Annotated in this window: 22 protein-coding genes; 10 read left to right on the top strand and 12 right to left on the bottom strand. The window is 56.2% G+C overall.

The window, feature by feature from the left end; all coding sequences use genetic code 11:
* Positions 1–35: 35 nt before the first annotated feature.
* The 4 genes from DQN55_RS05295 to tsaA all read left to right on the top strand — a co-directional run bounded on the left by DQN55_RS05295 (position 36) and on the right by tsaA (position 2,654).
* Positions 36–500 carry a GNAT family N-acetyltransferase gene (locus DQN55_RS05295; RefSeq protein ID WP_048377961.1) on the top strand — a complete coding sequence of 155 codons (465 nt, stop codon included), beginning with the start codon at positions 36–38 and terminating at the stop codon, positions 498–500.
* 71 nt (positions 501–571) lie between these two features.
* Positions 572–1,282, top strand: coding sequence for an rRNA pseudouridine synthase (locus tag DQN55_RS05290; protein WP_048377962.1), 711 nt, complete (start codon positions 572–574; stop codon positions 1,280–1,282).
* 76 nt (positions 1,283–1,358) lie between these two features.
* Positions 1,359–1,820 carry a YehS family protein gene (locus DQN55_RS05285; RefSeq protein ID WP_048377963.1) on the top strand — a complete coding sequence of 154 codons (462 nt, stop codon included), beginning with the start codon at positions 1,359–1,361 and terminating at the stop codon, positions 1,818–1,820.
* 138 nt (positions 1,821–1,958) lie between these two features.
* A complete protein-coding gene (tsaA, locus tag DQN55_RS05280) occupies positions 1,959–2,654 on the top strand; it encodes a tRNA (N6-threonylcarbamoyladenosine(37)-N6)-methyltransferase TrmO (RefSeq protein ID WP_048377964.1) in 696 nt (231 codons plus the stop codon).
* 75 nt (positions 2,655–2,729) lie between these two features.
* On the opposite strand, the gene fpr is transcribed toward tsaA, so the two are convergent.
* Positions 2,730–3,509: a ferredoxin-NADP reductase gene (gene fpr / locus DQN55_RS05275; protein ID WP_007923929.1), complete on the bottom strand. Its 780-nt coding sequence runs from the start codon at positions 3,507–3,509 to the stop codon at positions 2,730–2,732.
* A 117-nt stretch (positions 3,510–3,626) separates the two neighbouring features.
* On the opposite strand from fpr, the gene DQN55_RS05270 reads away from it, so the two are divergent.
* A complete protein-coding gene (locus DQN55_RS05270; RefSeq protein WP_048377965.1) occupies positions 3,627–4,553 on the top strand; it encodes a LysR family transcriptional regulator in 927 nt (308 codons plus the stop codon).
* Here the strand turns inward: DQN55_RS05270 and DQN55_RS05265 are convergent.
* The 3 genes from DQN55_RS05265 to DQN55_RS05255 all read right to left on the bottom strand — a co-directional run bounded on the left by DQN55_RS05265 (position 4,550) and on the right by DQN55_RS05255 (position 6,681).
* A complete protein-coding gene (locus tag DQN55_RS05265) occupies positions 4,550–4,912 on the bottom strand; it encodes a diacylglycerol kinase (RefSeq protein ID WP_048377966.1) in 363 nt (120 codons plus the stop codon). The two genes, DQN55_RS05270 and DQN55_RS05265, sit on opposite strands and share 4 nt — an antisense overlap.
* Positions 4,913–4,985: 73 nt before the next feature.
* The gene (erdR, locus tag DQN55_RS05260) at positions 4,986–5,636 is read right to left on the bottom strand and encodes a response regulator transcription factor ErdR (RefSeq protein ID WP_048377967.1); all 651 of its coding nucleotides are present in this window, start codon (positions 5,634–5,636) and stop codon (positions 4,986–4,988) included.
* A 298-nt stretch (positions 5,637–5,934) separates the two neighbouring features.
* Positions 5,935–6,681: a tRNA-uridine aminocarboxypropyltransferase gene (locus DQN55_RS05255; RefSeq protein WP_048377968.1), complete on the bottom strand. Its 747-nt coding sequence runs from the start codon at positions 6,679–6,681 to the stop codon at positions 5,935–5,937.
* A 227-nt stretch (positions 6,682–6,908) separates the two neighbouring features.
* Here DQN55_RS05255 and DQN55_RS05250 point away from each other — a divergent pair, with 227 nt between their 5' ends.
* Entirely contained in the window at positions 6,909–7,319 is a 411-nt protein-coding gene (locus DQN55_RS05250; RefSeq protein WP_048377969.1) for a PA3611 family quorum-sensing-regulated virulence factor, read from the top strand.
* A gap of 225 nt (positions 7,320–7,544) precedes the next feature.
* Positions 7,545–8,657, top strand: a complete 1,113-nt coding sequence (locus DQN55_RS05245; RefSeq protein WP_048377970.1) for an LOG family protein — start codon at positions 7,545–7,547, stop codon at positions 8,655–8,657.
* A gap of 87 nt (positions 8,658–8,744) precedes the next feature.
* Here the strand turns inward: DQN55_RS05245 and recX are convergent, their stop codons facing one another.
* The 5 genes from recX to DQN55_RS05220 form a co-directional block, all read right to left on the bottom strand.
* Positions 8,745–9,212: a recombination regulator RecX gene (recX, locus tag DQN55_RS05240; RefSeq protein WP_048377971.1), complete on the bottom strand. Its 468-nt coding sequence runs from the start codon at positions 9,210–9,212 to the stop codon at positions 8,745–8,747.
* A gap of 8 nt (positions 9,213–9,220) precedes the next feature.
* On the bottom strand, positions 9,221–10,333 hold the full coding sequence (gene recA, locus DQN55_RS05235; protein WP_048377972.1) for a recombinase RecA: 1,113 nt from the start codon (positions 10,331–10,333) through the stop codon (positions 9,221–9,223).
* Between the two features lie 83 nt (positions 10,334–10,416).
* On the bottom strand, positions 10,417–10,917 hold the full coding sequence (locus DQN55_RS05230) for a CinA family protein (protein ID WP_048377973.1): 501 nt from the start codon (positions 10,915–10,917) through the stop codon (positions 10,417–10,419).
* Positions 10,918–11,009: 92 nt separating this feature from the next.
* Entirely contained in the window at positions 11,010–11,351 is a 342-nt protein-coding gene (locus tag DQN55_RS05225) for a phage holin family protein (protein WP_048377974.1), read from the bottom strand.
* 272 nt (positions 11,352–11,623) lie between these two features.
* A complete protein-coding gene (locus DQN55_RS05220) occupies positions 11,624–12,352 on the bottom strand; it encodes an XRE family transcriptional regulator (protein WP_074702862.1) in 729 nt (242 codons plus the stop codon).
* Positions 12,353–12,545: 193 nt separating this feature from the next.
* On the opposite strand from DQN55_RS05220, the gene mutS reads away from it, so the two are divergent.
* Together mutS and fdxA are read left to right on the top strand one after the other, a co-directional pair.
* The gene (gene mutS / locus DQN55_RS05215; RefSeq protein WP_048377976.1) at positions 12,546–15,125 is read left to right on the top strand and encodes a DNA mismatch repair protein MutS; all 2,580 of its coding nucleotides are present in this window, start codon (positions 12,546–12,548) and stop codon (positions 15,123–15,125) included.
* Positions 15,126–15,254: 129 nt separating this feature from the next.
* Positions 15,255–15,578 carry a ferredoxin FdxA gene (gene fdxA, locus DQN55_RS05210; protein ID WP_048377977.1) on the top strand — a complete coding sequence of 108 codons (324 nt, stop codon included), beginning with the start codon at positions 15,255–15,257 and terminating at the stop codon, positions 15,576–15,578.
* Positions 15,579–15,662: 84 nt separating this feature from the next.
* On the opposite strand, the gene DQN55_RS05205 is transcribed toward fdxA, so the two are convergent.
* From DQN55_RS05205 to DQN55_RS05195, 3 genes are all read right to left on the bottom strand, one after another.
* Positions 15,663–16,292 carry a CoA transferase subunit B gene (locus DQN55_RS05205; RefSeq protein WP_048377978.1) on the bottom strand — a complete coding sequence of 210 codons (630 nt, stop codon included), beginning with the start codon at positions 16,290–16,292 and terminating at the stop codon, positions 15,663–15,665.
* 2 nt (positions 16,293–16,294) lie between these two features.
* On the bottom strand, positions 16,295–16,993 hold the full coding sequence (locus DQN55_RS05200; protein WP_048377979.1) for a CoA transferase subunit A: 699 nt from the start codon (positions 16,991–16,993) through the stop codon (positions 16,295–16,297).
* 474 nt (positions 16,994–17,467) lie between these two features.
* The gene (locus tag DQN55_RS05195; protein WP_048378445.1) at positions 17,468–18,106 is read right to left on the bottom strand and encodes a TetR family transcriptional regulator; all 639 of its coding nucleotides are present in this window, start codon (positions 18,104–18,106) and stop codon (positions 17,468–17,470) included.
* A gap of 265 nt (positions 18,107–18,371) precedes the next feature.
* Between DQN55_RS05195 and DQN55_RS05190 the strand changes: the two genes are divergently transcribed.
* Entirely contained in the window at positions 18,372–19,523 is a 1,152-nt protein-coding gene (locus DQN55_RS05190; protein ID WP_048377980.1) for an efflux RND transporter periplasmic adaptor subunit, read from the top strand.
* The last annotated feature ends 3 nt before the right edge of the window (positions 19,524–19,526 follow it).

The raw sequence follows: 19,526 nt of genomic DNA, 5'->3' as shown, positions 1-19,526 counted from the left end.
CATTGTCTAATTACTCGCCTCAGGAGACACGCTGGATGAGTCAAGCATGGGTCGTTCATACGCCGCGCCTTACAGACTTCAATGAATTAACTGACGTATGGGAAGCATCCGTTCGCGCTACCCATGACTTCTTGCCAGACAGCTATGTTCAATTACTGCGCGACCTGGTGAAAGACCAATACCTGAACGCGGTGATGCTGGTCTGCTGCAAGGATCCGCTTACCCAGCGCATTGCGGGCTTTGCCGGCGTTGCCTCTGGCAAAGTTGAAATGCTGTTTATACACCCCGATTACCGCGGCCAAGGCATCGGACAGCGCTTGCTGATGTTTGCCATCAACGAACTGAACGCCGAGCGCCTCGACGTCAACGAACAAAACACTCAAGCGGTCGGTTTTTACTTCAAACAAGGCTTTGAGGTCGTTGGGCGCAGTGAAAAAGACGGCCTTGGACAGCCATATCCTCTGTTGCACCTGCGGTATAAACGCTCTACCCGTGCATAAGGCAAATGTTGCCGGGCTTAACCGACGCCAGGCGGGTACAATAGCCGCCCAATTCCATTACGGCCCCTGTCATGTCTGAACCGATACGTCTCTCCAAGCGCCTCATCGAACTCGTCGGCTGCTCCCGCCGTGAGGCCGAACTGTTCATTGAAGGTGGCTGGGTCACGGTAGATGGCGAAGTCATCGACGAACCACAATTCAAGGTCGACAACCAAAAAGTCGAGCTGGACCCGGAAGCCAAGGCTACCGCGCCCGAGCCTGTGACCATTTTGCTGAATGCGCCTGCGGGCCTGGATACCGACAGCGCCCTGGCGTTGATTGGCCCGCAAACCCTGAGCGAAGAACACCGCTACGGCAAGCGTCCGCTCAAGGGACACTTTCTGCGTCTGACTGTTGGCAACGAGTTGCAAGCCAACGCCAGCGGCCTGCTGGTGTTCACCCAGGACTGGAAAATCGTGCGCAAGCTGACCGCCGATGCCAACAAGATCGAACAGGAATACGTGGTCGAAGTCTCCGGCGAAATGGCTCCCCACGGTTTGAACCGCCTCAATCACGGCATGACCTACAAGGGTCGGGAATTGCCGGCCGTCAAAGCCAGCTGGCAAAGTGAAAATCGCCTACGCTTTGCGATGAAGAATCCGCAGCCAGGGGTTATTGCACTGTTCTGTCAGGCCGTCGGCCTTACCGTCATTTCCATCCGCCGTATTCGCATTGGCGGCGTGTCGATGGGCAAGCTTCCCGTCGGTCAATGGCGCTACATGTCGGCCAAAGAAAAGTTCTAAGTACAGCCCTACCCCGCACATTTAGACACCGCAGCACAGCCTGCGGTGCTCACTGCTGAATATCAGGATTGCCCACATGATTCATAATGACGTACTGCGCAGCGTGCGCTACATGCTCGACATCAGTGACAACAAGGTTGTCGACATCATCAAGCTTGGTGGCCTGGAAGTGACCAAGGAAGACGTCCTGACCTACCTGAAAAAAGATGAAGAAGAAGGATTCGTCCGTTGCCCGGACGACGTGATGGCGCATTTTCTGGATGGCCTGGTGATTTTCAAGCGCGGGAAAGATGAAAGCCGTCCGCCACAGCCGGTGGAACTGCCCGTCACCAACAACATCATCCTGAAGAAATTGCGCGTGGCCTTCGAACTCAAGGAAGACGACATGCACGCCATCCTCAAGGCCGCAGAGTTCCCGGTGTCCAAGCCAGAGCTGAGCGCACTGTTCCGCAAATTTGGTCACACCAACTACCGCACCTGTGGCGACCAGTTGCTGCGCAACTTCCTCAAGGGCCTGACCTTGCGCGTACGCGCCTGATCCACCGTTGTACCGACAAAGCCTTTGTAGCCGCTGCCGCAGGCTGCGATAAGATCAAAAAGATCTTCGAGGCCTATATACCGGGGCCGCAGCGCTGCCCATCGCAGCCTGCGGCAGCGGCCACAAGGTTTATTACCCATGTCCTACACCGTCTCCCCCATCGGCTTTGTGCGCTCCTGCTTCAAGGAGAAGTTCGCCATTCCACGCCAACCGCAACTGGCCCCGGCGGCCCGCGGCGTGCTGGAATTGGTCGCACCGTTCGACCAGGGTGATGCCGTACAAGGCCTGGAACAGGTCAGTCATGTCTGGCTGCTATTCGTGTTCCACCAGGCACTGGAAGACAAACCACGCCTCAAGGTGCGCCCCCCACGGCTGGGCGGCAATAAATCAATGGGGGTGTTCGCCACCCGTGCGACCCACCGCCCAAATGGCATCGGCCAGTCAGTGGTGAAGCTGGACAAGGTTGAGGCCAATCGGCTGTACATCTCGGGTATTGATCTGCTTGATGGCACACCGATTCTCGATATCAAGCCTTATGTGCCCTACGCCGACATCATCGGCAGCGCCAGCAACAGCATGGCCAGCGCCGCTCCCGGCCTCATCCCCGTGCAATGGACAGATGCCGCTTTGCAACAGGCCCACGGCCAGGCGCTGCGTCTTCAGGAGCCCTTGGTGGAGCTGATTGAACAGTGCCTGGCCCAGGACCCCCGACCTGCCTACCAAACGCCCACGGCAGAACGTGAATACGGTGCGCAATTCTGGGACCTGGACGTACGCTGGCATTACCCTGAGCCCGGTGTTATCCGTGTGCTCGAGGTGATTGCGGCCACTTGACCATTGCCTGGTTAACGCCAGACAACAAAAAGCCCGTGGGATCCAAGGATCCCACGGGCTTTTTGGTCTGCGGGCTTACTTCTCGACGAAGGCGCGTTCGATCAAGTAGTCGCCCGGCTCGCGCATACGCGGCGAAACGGTCAGGCCGAAGCTGTTGAGGACTTCGCTGGTTTCATCGAGCATGCTCGGGCTGCCGCACAACATGGCACGGTCATCCTGCGGGTTGATCGGTGGCAGACCAATGTCGCTGAACAGCTTGCCGCTGCGCATCAGGTCAGTCAGGCGGCCTTCATTTTCAAAAGGCTCGCGGGTCACGGTCGGGTAGTAGATCAGCTTCTCACGCAGCGCTTCACCGAAGAACTCATTCTGCGGCAAGTGCTCAGTGATGAACTCGCGATAAGCGACTTCATTGACGTACCGCACGCCGTGGCACAGGATCACTTTTTCGAAACGCTCGTAGGTTTCCGGGTCCTGGATCACGCTCATGAATGGCGCCAGACCAGTACCCGTGCTCAGCAGATACAAATGCTTGCCCGGCTTCAAATCGTCAAGCACCAGAGTGCCTGTCGGTTTTTTGCTGATGATGATCTCGTCGCCTTCCTTCAAGTGCTGCAACTGGGAAGTCAGCGGACCATCCGGCACCTTGATGCTGAAGAACTCCAAATGCTCTTCCCAGTTAGGGCTGGCAATCGAATAGGCACGCATAAGCGGACGGCCATTGGGCTGTTGCAGGCCGATCATCACGAACTGACCGTTCTCAAAGCGCAGACCCGGATCTCGGGTGCACTTGAAGCTGAACAGGGTGTCGTTCCAGTGATGAACACTGAGGACACGTTCGTGGTTCATGTTGCTCATGTACGGGGCTCCTAAATTCGCCAGCGCTGACTAAGGGCGCGATTGCATAGCATTCTAATGGCGAGGACAATATCTGTTAACTGAATTATTAAGATAAGGGTTATCGGTTATATCGATATGCGATTTACTCTCAGACAACTCCAAGTGTTCGTCACTGTCGCCCAACAAGAGAGCGTGTCACGCGCTGCCAGCTTGTTGGCCCTTTCTCAATCGGCAGCCAGCACTTCGATCACCGAACTGGAACGCCAAACCAGCTGCCAACTGTTCGATCGCGCGGGAAAACGCTTGAGCCTGAATGCCCTTGGCCGTCAACTGCTGCCTCAAGCCGTAGCGCTTCTGGATCAGGCCAAGGAAATCGAAGACCTGCTCAATGGCAAATCCGGTTTTGGCTCGCTGACCGTGGGCGCGACGCTCACCATTGGCAACTACCTGGCTACCTTGCTGATCGGCAGTTTTATGCAGGCCCACCCAGAAAGCCAGGTCAAACTGATCGTTCAAAACACAGCGCATATTGTGCAACAGGTCGCCCATTATGAAATTGACCTGGGTCTGATTGAAGGCGACTGCACTCACCCGGACATCGAAGTCCAGAGCTGGGTCGAAGATGAACTCGTGGTGTTTTGTGCACCCCGGCATCCGCTTGCCACTCGTGGTCATGCCACCCTCGAAGAACTCACTCATGAAGCGTGGATCTTGCGTGAGCAAGGCTCCGGTACCCGCCTGACGTTCGACCAAGCCATGCGCCATCATCAAAGTTCACTCAACATCCGCCTTGAACTGGAACACACCGAAGCGATCAAGCGCGCCGTTGAATCAGGCCTCGGCATTGGCTGCATTTCGCGATTGGCATTACGTGACGCCTTCAGACGCGGCAGCCTGGTCGCCGTGGAAACCCCCGACCTGGATCTGTCGCGGCAGTTTTACTTCATCTGGCACAAGAAGAAGTACCAAACATCTGCCATGCGCGAATTTCTGGAACTGTGCCGCGCCTTTACCGCAGGGGTTCAGCGCAGCGACGAGATCGTATTGCCGACAATTGCTTAAAGCAGAATAACCGCCCACACCACAGCAATCATGCTCAGCACCACAAACTGGGCAGCGCTGCCCATGTCCTTGGCGTTTTTCGACAGCGGGTGCAAATCCAGGGAAATGCGATCAATCGCCGCCTCAATCGCCGAGTTCAGCAGCTCAACGATCAGCGCCAACAGACATACCGCAATCAGCAACGCGCGCTCTACCCGACTGACGTTCAGGAAAAAGCTCAGCGGAATCAAGATCACGTTAAGCAAGACCAACTGCCGAAATGCAGCTTCGCCCGTAAAGGCAGCGCGCAAACCGTCCAGCGAATAGCCGCCAGCATTCAAAATCCGTTTAAATCCGGTTTTACCTTTAAAAGGCGACATAGATAGGCAACTGCACAAAAAATGAGAGGGAACGCTAGTTTACAGCGCGTCAAAAAAGCGTGAAACCCAGCGTTTAATGGCTTGAGATAGATTCAAGTTGCTGTAACAGCAGCGCTGCCTGAGTCCGAGTGCGGACTCCAAGCTTGCGGAAAATAGCCGTGACATGAGCCTTGATGGTCGCTTCGGACACACCCAACTCATACGCAATCTGCTTGTTCAGCAAACCTTCGCACACCATGGTCAACACTCGGAACTGTTGGGGCGTGAGGCTGGCCAGCCCCTCACTGGCAGCCTTGGCCTCAGCAGACACCTGAACCTCTTCAAAGGCCTGAGGTGGCCAGCTGACATCGCCATCCAGCACTGCGCGCACTGCCTTTTGAATCTCTGCCAGCGAACTGGACTTGGGAATGAAGCCACTGGCGCCGAACTCACGGGAACGCACCATGACCGAGGCCTCTTCCTGGGCCGAAACCATCACCACCGGAATTTGCGGGTATTGGCCCCGCAACAACACCAGCCCGGAAAAGCCATAGGCACCCGGCATGTTCAAATCAAGCAGTACCAGATCCCAATCAGCCTTGACTGCCAGTTGTGTCTCAAGCTCAGCAATACTGGCGACTTCAACCAGCCGAACATCAGAACCCAGCCCAAGCGTCACGGCCTGATGCAAGGCACTGCGAAACAGCGGATGGTCGTCGGCAATCAGGACTTCGTATGTGGCCATTTTTTAAATGATCCTGTTTCAGGCAAGCCCTGAGGAATTCCAGAACTCGCTAAGGCAACTTAAGCAACAGCGCAGAGACTGTGGCGTAAAGGAGGCGATTTACGCTAAACGTCAGTAAATAAAAGCGTTTGAGCTGCAGCCGGAGCCGAACGGGGGCCAGCATGCCCAGCACAACGGAGAGGGTCAAGTTGAAAACCTGAAGCCCTGAGCCCGTGTTTGTTTCGGCTGCCCCCCTTGTTGTAAATCAACGCGGGTACCTGCTGCATCGTACTGAAAATTGTAGCGCTACTTCTTTAGTCTATTGAGACCGATTATGGGGAAGGTCTTTTACAAAAACGCCCAGTTCCTGATGCGCCACGCTGGACTCATTGATCGGCAATTGATTCTTGGCATCCAGGTAATGCTGACTGAACACATCGAAATAGGCATCCAGAGCGCTCGAGGCTTCGCTGTCACCGGCAAGTTCCAGGCATAAGCTGGCCACTTCCGCCGTGCACAAATGCTCACTGCGCGTGGATCTGCGCAAGCGATAGCGCGAAAGCTTTTCGGGCAACAGGCTCAAAATTGGCAACGCGTCAAAGTACGGGCTTTTACGAAAGATCTTGCGCGCTTCGGTCCAGGTTGCATCGAGCAAAATAAACAAAGGCCGCTTGCTACTGGCGATCTCTACCGTATGCGTAACGCGCTCTGGCGCAACATATTCACCGGGAAACACCAGATACGGCTGCCACTGCGGGTCAGACAATAACGCGAGCAATCCATCGTCAGTTTCGGTACGCGACCAAATGAATGCAAAGTTGTCGCTGACCACATCAGCGATCAGCCAACCCGTGTTACTGGGCTTGAACACTTCCTTTTTAGTCATGATCAGGCATACACCCGAACGCGCGCTCACCTTGGGCCTCCAACTGCACAGGCAGTGACTTTCAATCACACGGCAAGTATGGCAACGCGGCGCACGTGAGCCACGCGCCAAATAAGGCTTGGTACTCTCCTCTTCACGCTCGTCTCGTAAACGGGCTACTGCATTCGGGGAAAAGGTCATCGAGGTCATGTTTTTTACTTAAAGGCGCCGACCGTCCACTCGCCACGGGTTGGCGCAGGAACGGGCTCACAAGAGAAAGGCCTCAAGTTTAACAGAGGCTGAGTACCGGGACGTTAATCCATACGCGTTGGCATTTCCTGCATGCTCATGCTGACCTATACTTGCGCGCCAGTGAACGCACACCTATGTGGCCGGTCAAACCTGCATCACTGAATCAGGAGAGTTTCATGTTGCGCTATATCATTCCGACCGTCGCTCTTGTGCTCGCGCTCCCCTTGAGCGTACAAGCAGCCTCTCTTAAAGACTATGAACTGAACAAGACACTGCAAAAAGTTGCGGCAAAAAGCAACGAAGGCAAACCTCGAGCCATCAATGCCGACCTTCTGGATAAAGGGTTTACGGTTGACGGGACTGTCCTGATCAACAACCTGGAAGCCAGCCCGACATTGGCCGCTCAGATGCGCTCCAACCCTGAAGAGACGATTCCGCAATTAGGCCGCAGCGTTTGCAGCAACGCAGGCTTTCGGACCCTGATGAACCAGGGCGCGACATTGCGCTACAGCTTCAAGGAATATAAGAACAACAAGTCTGTGATGACCCAGGATTTTCGGGCCGAGAACTGCCAGCGTAAAAAGTAGCTTCCCGCCCATAGCCGCACGCCGCCATTCTCTGCGGCGTGCAAGCTGCAACACTCCTGCCCAGTACCTCCCAGCGCTCGATAATTCTTCATCGGCATCAGGCAATTAGCTATTGCCAGTCAAGACACGGCAGGACCATCATCAGGCCATCATCCTTGACACTTTGTGTTGCTGCGCCCAGCACTTTGCGGCGCGCCCAAGGATGTTGTACAGAAGGAGAAGTACATGCCCGACCAACCCAATGACCTGCAGCAGCACTTCGAAAGCCAAGGTCTGAACCTTGTTGATCAGATCGACGTGCAACTTCAACAGGTGGCTGCCGGCAGCCCGAATCTTGCGCTCTACCGTGAAATGATGCTGACCGTTTTGCGCATGGCCCATGACGATTTCGATCGTTGGAATGCCAAGATCACCCTGCAGGCGATACGCGAACTCGAGAAAACCTTTCGCGTACTTGAACAATTCAAGGGACAACGCAAAGTCACTGTTTTCGGCTCGGCAAGAACACCCATCGAGCATCCACTGTATGCACTGGCCCGAGAGGTGGGCGCGGAGCTGGCCAAATCAGACATGATGGTCATCACCGGCGGCGGTGCGGGAATCATGGCCGCAGCCCATGAAGGCGCAGGCCTGCAGCACAGCCTGGGATTCAATATCACCCTGCCGTTTGAACAACATGCCAACCCCACCATCCACGGCTCGGACAACTTGCTGTCGTTTCACTTCTTTTTTACCCGAAAGCTTTTTTTCATCAAAGAAGCGGACGCGCTGGTGATGTGCCCTGGCGGCTTCGGGACGCTGGACGAAGTGCTGGAAGTCATGACACTGATGCAAACCGGTAAAACGCCGTTAGTGCCCCTGGTTTTGCTGGATATGCCCGGCGGGACATTTTGGCAAAGTGCACTGGATTTCATTCGCGGCCAACTGCAGGCCAATCAGTACATCTTGCCCAATGACTTGAAATTGTTACGCCTGGTGCACAGTGCAGAAGAGGCGGTGGCTGAGATCAATCAGTTTTACGCCAACTTCCATTCGACCCGCTGGGTGAACAAAACCTTTGTGATGCGCATCAAACGCCCTCTCAGCGCCCAGGCGCTGGAGCAGATCCGGCAGACATTTGCCGATATTTGCTTGAGTGAGGGCTTCCAGCAACAAGGTTATGACAGCCAGGATTTCGATGACCCGAAACTCGCCCATCTCACCCGCTTGACCTTCGCCTTCAGCGGTCGTAACCAGGGACGCCTGCGTGAGCTGATCAACTTTATCAACCTGCCGCATAATTGGGCCGCCGTCGAAGATGCCGACGCCGTGGTCATGCGCGAGCCAATGACAGAGTAATAATAGAAGGGGGAGCTTGCGGGAAGATTGACGAGCATTTCGTCATTGAGCGCAGCCTTCAATATCGGCTACACAGCGACACCGGTTTCAATCGTCAAACTCTCGGCCGCTTAACAAGCGGCCGATCATTTCAAGCGGATACCCGCGATAGCTGAGAAAGCGCCCCTGACGAGCGCGCTCTTTCGCATCTACCGGTAACTGTCCCGAAAACTTGCGGCGCCAGGTGTCCTCCAACTGCTCTTGCCAGTTAAAGCCACACTCGCGTAACGCCTCCTCAATATCCCCACGCGACAAGCCGCGCTGGCTGAGCTCTTCGCGAATACGCAAAGGGCCATAGCCGGCGCGGGCACGGTAGTTGATAAAGCTTTCGAGGTAACGCGACTCCGACAACAGCCCCTCTTCCGTCAGGCGATCAAGGGCAGTGTCGATCATCTCCGGGCAAGCGCCGCGCTGACGCAGTTTGCGCGTCAGCTCGACTCTACCGTGCTCGCGTCGCGCGAGCAGATCCATTGCAGTTCGTCTTACCGCGACGAGGGTATCCAGAACAACCGTCATGATGTCTATCAGTTATCGTTTTCGGCAGCGTTTTCCAGTTCCATTTCTGCCGCTTCATTCTCTGCCGCAGCAGCCTTGGCAGCTTTGCTCATTTTTGGCATCGACTTCATGTCTGCCAGCTCACTTTCGCTCTTCGGGCCCAGCAGCTTTTCGCGCAGCTGCTTCTCTAGAGCATCCTTGATCTCAGGATTATCATCCAGGAACTTGGCCGAGTTGGCCTTGCCCTGACCGATTTTGCTGCCCTGGTAGCTGTACCAGGCACCGGCTTTCTCAACGAAGCCATGCAATACGCCCAAGTCGATCATCTCGCCATTGAGATAGATGCCCTTGCCGTAAAGAATCTGGAATTCGGCCTGACGGAATGGCGGAGCAACCTTGTTCTTGACCACTTTGACACGGGTTTCGCTGCCGACGACCACATCACCTTCTTTCACGGCACCGGTGCGACGGATATCCAGACGTACCGATGAGTAGAACTTCAGTGCGTTACCACCGGTGGTGGTTTCCGGGCTACCGAACATGACACCGATCTTCATCCGGATCTGGTTGATGAAGATAACCAGGCAGTTGGCGTTCTTGATGTTGCCGGTAATTTTACGCAGGGCCTGGGACATCAGACGCGCTTGCAGGCCAACGTGCATGTCGCCCATGTCGCCTTCGATTTCAGCCTTGGGTGTCAGTGCGGCAACGGAGTCGATGATGATGACGTCTACGGCGTTGGAGCGCACCAGCATGTCGGTGATTTCCAGGGCCTGCTCGCCCGTGTCTGGCTGGGAAACCAGCAGATCGTCGACGTTTACGCCCAGCTTGGCCGCATATTCAGGATCAAGGGCATGCTCGGCATCTACGAAGGCGCAGGTTGCACCGACCTTTTGTGCCTGCGCAATGACAGACAGCGTAAGGGTGGTTTTACCCGAGGACTCCGGGCCGTAGATTTCAACAATACGGCCTTTAGGCAGGCCGCCAATGCCCAGCGCGATGTCCAGACCCAGCGAACCGGTAGAGATTGCCGGCACAGCCTGGCGCTCCTGGTCGCCCATCAGCATCACGGCGCCCTTGCCGAATTGACGTTCGATCTGACCCAGGGCCGCAGCCAAGGCTTTCTTCTTGTTGTCGTCCATTAAAGTCCTCTCGTAATCAATAAGGCCTGACGGCCGATAACTGTATAAGTAGCCAGTATTATTCCACAGCGCTAAACGATCGCCTACCCCTGATTTTTTATTTCTCGTACCGTTCGGCGTATTAAGCCCTCCAAAGCCGCCACCACGGTTTGTCGGCGGACCTCATCGCGATCGCCGGAAAAATGCCGGCACTCGGCCGACACCGTATCGCCGGCGACCCATGCCAGCCAGACGGTACCAACCGGTTTCTCCGGCGAACCACCGCCGGGCCCGGCCACCCCGCTCACCGCGACGGAAAAATACGCCCCGCTCTGCTTCTGGGCGCCAAGCGCCATCGCCTCAACCACCTCGCGACTCACGGCACCGACACGGGAAAACAAGGATTCGGGAACCTCCAGCTGCTTGGTCTTTTGTTGATTGGAATAGGTCACAAAGCCTGCCTCGAACCAGGCAGAGCTGCCGGCAATTCGGGTAATTGCCTCAGCTATCCCGCCACCGGTGCAGGATTCGGCCGTTGTCACCTGAAGCTTCAGAGCCAGCAAGTGCTTCCCAAGTTCAGCAGCGAGTTTCGATAGCGGGTCCATGATCGATCTCCTGAGGGGCGGATAAACGCCATAACCTACACGAGCAGGTCGCTGTTGCAAGACAGCATGATCGTCACGGGCGTTATCCTGCTCTAGGGTTCAATCCGCGAATCGACCTCCGAGTCAGCAACACCCAGCCGCTTGGCAGCCCAGCGCTGATACAGGCTTATTGCTGCGTCTGCACCCGCCAGGGCAGTAAGGCAACCAAAGGCACCCGCGGCCAGGACAGACATCCCCGCTGCGTACAGCAACATAAAGGTAGAGACGCCGCACACCATGCACGCTCCCGAGCGTAGCGCCAGCCGTCGAACCAGAGACCACCCGCTCGCGCCGTCCTTGTCCGCCCGCCACATCTCACCGAAGACCCCGCCTACCAGAGCGAGAAGGATGACCAGTAAAACCGGCATATCCAGCAATACTTGTGGTTCATTCATCTTGTCATCACTCCTGAGTCCTTATTGATAAGCGCCAGTTCCGGCATGAGCACAGCAAGCGCCCAGTACGACGCCGCCTCCCTGCTTGAATGCGATCACGGGCCGTCATGCAGCCAAGACTAAGCCTGTATGTATATACAGTCAATGCATCAATGCATATATTTACCCGCGTCTTTTGGCAAGCACTCTCAGAGGGCGCGAATCGTAGTTCAGGTCTTTCAAGAGGCAAAAAAAAGCCCACATTCATGTGGGCTTTTTCCTGAAGTCGACCTCTAGCGTGCGTACATTCCCCACCAGAAAACATGGCCGAGGATCACAAGCTGTTCGTCCTCCAACTCGCTGTAGACGTAGTCCTCGTCGGGGTACTCGTCGCGGTTGAAACTGCGCAAACGGAGACCGCTTGCCAAGCGATAAAGCTGTTTCACCCGTAACTGACCATTGTGATTGATCGCATACAGATCTCCGTCGATGACCTCGTCGAGGGTGCGTTTACCGGCATTGACCCCCACCGTTGCACCATCCCGCAGTACAGGCAACATGCTGTCACCGCGAACCGTCACGCACTTCGCCTGGTCGAATTGCACACCATTGTGGCGCAGGCTGCGCTTGCCAAAACGCAGCCGCGCGCGCTCGCTCTCCTCAATGACAAAGCGCCCGGAGCCTGCCGCCAGTTCAACCTGACGCAGGAACGGTATGGACACTTCATCATCCGCGACCGGCGTGTCGTCATCCCACAGGCAGATGTCCCGCAACTCCGGGTGCAGGGGTTCAGACGGGGGCAGCGCTCGCGGCTCATCACGACCGCGCAGCCGGTCGGTGCTGATATTGAAGTACTCGGCAATCCTGGAGATATGCCGATCGGAGGGATCGACAATCTTGCCACTCAAGATGCGCGACAGCGTGGACTGCGGTACGCCCGTGCTTCGATGCAGCGTCATCGCGCTGATCTGGTGCCGGATGAGCAGTTCTTTAAGGACGGTGGAAACAGTTCGTTTAGACATGGATAGAGATAGTGCTGAGCGTGATTACCGATGGCAAATGCTATTTCTTCTATTTATAGAGCAACCGCCGAATACCTGCTGCCCGCGTCCCTGTAGATGCAGGGGGCTGACATGTTAACCTTGCGCCCATTGCGAAACCCTCAGGCCACGCGCCTGCTTTTCCCCACTTATGAACGAATCCGCCTAAGCCCAGATGAGTAAAAATACCTCCGACCTGTCCTCACACACGCCGATGATGCAGCAATACTGGCGCCTGAAGAACCAGCACCCCGACCAGCTGATGTTCTATCGCATGGGCGACTTCTACGAAATCTTTTATGAAGATGCGAAAAAGGCTGCCAAGTTGCTGGATATCACGCTGACGGCGCGCGGGCAGTCTGCCGGGCAAGCAATCCCGATGTGCGGGATTCCTTACCACGCGGCCGAAGGTTACCTGGCCAAGCTGGTAAAGCTCGGCGAGTCCGTGGTCATTTGCGAGCAGGTCGGTGATCCGGCCACGAGCAAGGGGCCCGTAGACCGCCAAGTGGTGCGCATCATCACGCCGGGTACCGTCAGCGACGAGGCGTTGCTGGATGAGCGTCGCGACAACCTGATTGCAGCAGTACTCGGCGATGAACGCTTGTTTGGCCTTGCAGTACTGGATATCACCAGCGGCAACTTTTCGGTACTGGAGATCAAGGGCTGGGAAAACCTGCTGGCAGAGCTGGAACGCATTAACCCGGTTGAGCTGATGATCCCCGACGACTGGCCACAAGGCCTGCCCGCCGAAAAACGCCGTGGCGTCCGACGCCGTGCGCCATGGGACTTTGAACGCGACTCTGCTCTGAAAAGCCTGTGCCAGCAGTTCTCTACCCAGGACCTTAAAGGTTTCGGCTGCGAGAACCTGACCCTGGCCATCGGTGCTGCCGGTTGCTTGCTCAGCTACGCCAAGGAAACACAGCGTACAGCCCTGCCCCACTTGCGCAGCCTGCGCCATGAACGGCTCGATGACACCGTGGTGCTCGACGGCGCCAGCCGGCGTAACCTCGAGCTGGACACCAACCTGGCCGGTGGCCGCGACAATACCTTGCAGTCCGTGGTCGATCGCTGCCAGACCTCCATGGGTAGCCGTTTGCTGACCCGCTGGTTGAACCGTCCATTACGCGACTTGAACGTGCTATTGGCTCGTCAAACCTCGATTACCTGCCTGCTGGATGGTTATCGCTTCGAAAAACTGCAGCCCCAGCTCAAAGAAATCGGCGATCTGGAACGCATCCTGGCCCGTATCGGCCTGCGCAATGCGCGCCCACGGGACTTGGCGCGCTTGCGCGATGCATTGGGTGCCCTGCCAGAACTGCAAGATGCCATGCAGGGCCTCGAAGCACCGCACCTGCAACAACTGGCCGTCACCACCTGTACCTACCCCGAGCTGGCGGCCTTGCTGGAAAGAGCCGTCATCGATAACCCGCCCGCGGTCATTCGCGATGGCGGCGTATTAAAAACCGGGTATGACGCCGAGCTGGATGAGCTGCAGTCGCTCAGTGAAAATGCCGGTCAGTTCCTGATCGATCTGGAAGCCCGTGAAAAAGCCCGTACCGGCCTGGCCAATCTCAAGGTCGGCTACAACCGGGTGCATGGCTATTTCATCGAGCTGCCAAGCAAGCAAGCCGAACAGGCACCAGCCGACTACATCCGCCGTCAAACCCTGAAAGGTGCGGAACGCTTTATCACTCCGGAGCTGAAAGCCTTCGAAGATAAAGCCCTGTCGGCCAAAAGCCGTGCCCTGGCCCGCGAGAAAATGCTTTACGAAGCCCTGCTCGAAACGCTGATCGGGCACTTGCCGCCACTGCAGGACACCGCGTCGGCCCTGGCCGAACTGGACGTACTGAGCAATCTGGCCGAACGAGCCCTGAACCTCGACTTGAACTGCCCGCGTTTTGTCGATGAGCCGTGTATGCGCATCAGCCAGGGCCGTCACCCCGTGGTCGAACAAGTACTGACCACGCCGTTCGTGGCCAACGACCTGGGGCTGGATGACAACACCCGCATGCTGGTGATCACCGGCCCGAACATGGGCGGTAAATCGACCTATATGCGCCAGACGGCGTTGATCGTACTGCTGGCACACATTGGTAGCTTTGTACCCGCGGCCAGCTGCGAACTGTCTCTGGTGGACCGGATTTTTACCCGGATCGGCTCCAGCGACGACCTGGCCGGTGGACGCTCGACCTTTATGGTGGAAATGAGCGAAACCGCCAATATTTTGCACAATGCCACTGAACGCAGCCTGGTACTGATGGATGAAGTGGGCCGCGGTACCAGCACCTTCGACGGTCTGTCGCTGGCCTGGGCGGCGGCCGAACGGCTTGCCCAATTGCGCGCTTACACTTTGTTCGCCACCCATTACTTTGAACTGACAGTACTGCCTGAAAACGAGCCATTGGTCGCCAACGTGCATTTGAGCGCCACCGAACACAATGAACGCATCGTATTCCTGCACCATGTGTTGCCGGGGCCGGCCAGTCAGAGTTATGGTTTGGCGGTAGCGCAACTGGCCGGGGTTCCAACGGCCGTCATCACCCGCGCCCGCGAGCATCTGAGCCGACTGGAGACCACCAGCCTGCCCCATGAAGCACCGCGTCCGACGCCCGGCAAGAAGCCCGCGCCGCTACAAAGCGATATGTTTGCCAGCCTGCCACACCCGGTACTGGATGACCTGTCCAAGCTGGATCTGGACAACATGACGCCGCGTAAAGCACTGGATTTGCTCTACACACTAAAGACACGCCTTTAAAAGCTGCTAGAATCGCGCGCGGTTCGGGATGCTACTGGCCTATTAGCCTGTTCAGTAGATATCACTCCCGAGCCCGGCGAACCCGAACTGGAAGGGCTTCGCTGCCGCCGCCTGAGGAGAAAATTAGAAATGACCTTCGTCGTCACCGACAACTGCATCAAGTGCAAGTACACCGACTGCGTAGAAGTCTGTCCGGTGGACTGCTTTTACGAAGGCCCGAACTTCCTGGTGATTCACCCGGATGAGTGCATTGACTGCGCGCTTTGTGAGCCTGAATGCCCTGCACAAGCGATCTTCTCTGAAGATGAAGTGCCTGCAGACATGCAAGAGTTTATTCAGTTGAATGTTGAGCTGGCTGAAATCTGGCCCAACATCACCGAGAGAAAAGATGCTCTTCCGGACGCGGAAGAGTTTGATGGTGTGAAAGGCAAGATCAAAGATCTGGAACGCTGATTCACGCTGCAGCAAAAAGCCCCGGTTCCTGCGAGCCGGGGCTTTTTGCGTTTGGGGCGCAGGCATTCACGCCTGACACCGGGCCTAGGCCTTGATGTCGCAGCCAGTCGCCGCTTGCAGTTGCTCCAGCGTAACGCCTGAAGCCAGCTCAACCAGCTTGAGCCCTTGCTCGGTCACATCGAGTACGCCCAGGTCGGTAATGATCCGATCGACCACCCCCACGCCTGTCAGCGGCAAATCACATTGTTTGAGCAGTTTGTGGGTGCCGCCCTTGGCAGTATGTTCCATTAGCACCACCACGCGCTTGACCCCTGCCACCAGGTCCATAGCGCCCCCCATGCCTTTGACCATCTTGCCCGGAATCATCCAGTTGGCCAGGTCACCCTTCTCGGAAACTTGCATCGCCCCCAGAATGGAGAGATTGATGTGCCCTCCGCGAATCATTGCGAATGAGTCAGCGCTGTTGAAAAAACTGCTGCCGGGCAACGTGGTGATCGTCTGTTTGCCAGCATTGATCAGGTCGGCGTTCACTTCGTCTTCAAGCGGGAACGGGCCAATGCCAAGCAGACCGTTTTCACTTTGCAGCCAGACATCCATCCCCTCGGGAATGTAATTGGCCACGAGCGTTGGCAGACCAATACCCAGGTTGACGTAAAAACCGTCCTGCAGTTCTTGGGCGGCGCGTTGCGCCATTTCTTCACGAGTCCAGGCCATGGTCAGGCGCTCCGCACAGTGCGTTGTTCGATGCGTTTTTCCGGGCTGGCATTCAGTATCAGCCGCTGTACGTAAATCCCGGGCAAATGGACCTGATCTGGCTCAATCTCGCCGACTTCGACGATTTCTTCCACTTCAACCACACACACCTTGGCTGCCATCGCCGCCAACGGGTTGAAGTTGCGGGCCGTTTTATTGAACAGCAGGTTGCCGGATTTATCGGCCTTCCAGGCTTTGACCAGTGCCACATCGGCGCGCAACGAACGCTCCATGACGTACCACTCACCATCGAACTCGCGGGTTTCCTTGCCTTCTGCCACCAACGTACCGTAACCGGTCTTGGTGTAAAACGCCGGAATCCCAGCCCCGCCAGCCCGTAACTTCTCAGCCAGGGTCCCCTGCGGAGTGAACTCCAACTCAAGTTCGCCCGCCAGGTACTGACGCTCGAACTCTTTGTTTTCGCCTACATACGAAGAAATCATCTTGCGGATCTGGCGCGTTGCCAGCAGTTGGCCCAGACCAAACCCGTCCACGCCGGCGTTATTGCTGATCACGGTCAACTCACGTTTGCCGGTGTCACGCAAGGCAGCAATCAGTGCCTCTGGAATCCCGCACAGTCCAAAACCGCCCACAGCCAGCGTCATGCCGTCTTCGACAAGCCCTTGCAAGGCGGATTCAGCACTCGAGTAAATCTTGTTCAATTTTTATTCCTCGAATTCACCGCGACACAGCGCACTCTCGCGGTCTGTTTGCTTTAGTCGATAACGGACAAAAACATCATGGCAGTCGCCCGCTCCCCGATTTAGCGGCTCCGACCCAAGGCCAGAGCGTTCTTCGAGTGTAGGGGAAGCCGACGCGGGAACTCCAGGGGTGCTTTCAATTAGTTTCCGCTCTGCGCAAGCCCATTGAGAATTCCTGGAGCTATAGGATGATCACTTAAGAAAAGCTGGGAAAATTCCTGGATCCTTAAGCGCTAAAACTCTCGCAGCATGAAGGTCAATTAACCCATAGCTGTCAGGCTTTAACCCCCTTGTAACAATTAACCTACAAATTACATAGCTCGCTAACTTTAAACCCGCGAGCCAGACGTATATAAAGGCGCTTTGTTATCTAATGCCTCGTAGGAAGAATCTTCCCTAGCCTTATCGCTTGATCGAACTAGACTCATGTCAAACTCAATCTCGGTGTCGTAAGGCCGGACTCAGGCGCAGCATCTCAATGCCGATGTCTACCCACGACTCAGCCTCCTTGTGAAGCGCAAAGCTGTCGGGAACCAGCAGCCATTGTCCGAGTATTCCGTCGATATAGGCATGCAAGGAGATTGCAGCACGACGTGTATCCAGCGCTGCAGGGAGCTGCTCCCGATGAACGGCATTATTCAGGGCCACTTCGATTCTGCTGTTGCAGTCGACACTGGCCACTTGGCGTTGCCGACGCAAATCACACATTTCGTCAGTAAATTCACACTTATGAAACAAGATTTCATTGATACGCCGGGTCTTGGGATCAATGGCAACCTGGCGAAACAAATGCACCAGCAGCTTGCGCATGCAGCCGAGCGGATCAAGCTCGTCCTGGTTTTCGCTGGCTTTGGCCAGCTCATCCAGCGGCTCGTGCAAGGTATCGAGCATCGCCTGCACCAGGTCGGCCTTGTTACTGAAATGCCAGTAAATCGCCCCCCGGGTGACTCCCGCCAATGCCGCGATATCGGCCAGAGTCGTACGCGCAACACCCCGTTCGTAAAAGGCCTGCTCGGCCGCTTCGAGGATTTTGCTCCGGGTTTCCAGAGCTTCTTCTTTGGTACGACGCACCATGACAATCAAAACCTCAATCAGGGGGGGTCGGACAATGCTGAGCACTTATCCAAACCAGCATCGGGTGGCGTTTGTTCTGCCTTATCCCGGCCTACTTCATGCTTCAAAAAAGGCACTGCAGCGTCTGTAACGACACGTTGCCGCTATTTACAAACAGACACGAATGTAAGTATATTCCTTAGCAAGCTACTTATCCACCCGGAACAGCTTTCTTTACCCTTCCACTATTCTTGTGCGCTTTCGCGTGCCTGACCCGAGGATCTTCATGCAATTTAAGCCAGCTGTTACCGCTCTGGTTGCTGCCATCGCCCTAGCATCGCTGCTCAGCGGATGTAAAAAGGAAGAAGCAGCACCTGCCCAGCAAATCCCTCAGGTCGGCGTCGTGACGCTGAAAACCCAGCCATTTACTTTGACCAGCGACCTGCCAGGCCGGACAACGTCCTACCGCTCTGCAGAAGTTCGCCCTCAAGTAAACGGGATTATTCTCAAACGCTTCTTCAAGGAAGGCAGCGACGTCAAAGCCGGCCAACAGCTGTATCAAATCGATCCGGCTATCTACGAAAGCAACGTGCTCAGCGCAAAGGCCACTCTACAATCGGCCAAATCGCTGGCTAATCGCTACAAGCAATTGGTCGCAGAGCAAGCGGTGAGCCGTCAGGAATATGACAACGCCGAGTCTGCGCGTCTTGAAGCAGAAGCTGCACTGAATACCGCTCAGGTCAACTTGCGCTACACCAAAGTGCTGGCGCCCCTGTCTGGCCGCATTGGTCGCTCGCTGTTCACTGAAGGTGCACTGGTGACCAGTGGCCAGGCGAATGCCCTCGCCGTCATCACTCAACTGGACCCGATCTATGTTGATGTGACGCAATCTTCGGTCGAAATGCTTGAGCTGCGTCGCGACCTGGCCGATGGCCGCCTGAAAAGCGCTGGCGCCAACGCCGCCAAGGTCAAGCTGACCCTGCCCGATGGCAGCGAATACCCGGAAGAAGGCCGACTCGAGTTCAGCGAAGTGTCGGTTGACGAAACAACGGGCTCCGTAACCTTGCGTGCCGTGTTCCCGAACCCGAATGACACGCTGTTGCCGGGCATGTTTGTGCACGCGCAACTGGAAGCAGGGGTCGACAGCAATGCGATCCTCGCACCTCAGATCGGCGTGACACACAACCTCAAGGGCCAACCGACGGCGATGATCGTCAATCAGGACAACAAGGTTGAACAGCGCGTACTTCAAGCAACGCGTACGGTAGGCAGCGACTGGCTGGTAGAAAAAGGCCTCAACGCTGGTGATCGCCTGATTACAGACGGCCTGCAGTACATCAAGCCAGGTGTTGAAGTAAAAATCATGGAAAAACCACAAGGCGCAACCCCGGCATCTGCCCCGGCAACAGAAAAAGCTGCAGGCAGTAAAGGGGAGTAAACC

This window comes from Pseudomonas taetrolens (assembly GCF_900475285.1).
Taxonomy (GTDB): domain Bacteria; phylum Pseudomonadota; class Gammaproteobacteria; order Pseudomonadales; family Pseudomonadaceae; genus Aquipseudomonas; species Aquipseudomonas taetrolens.
This window is presented reverse-complemented; position numbering and strand designations above follow the sequence as displayed.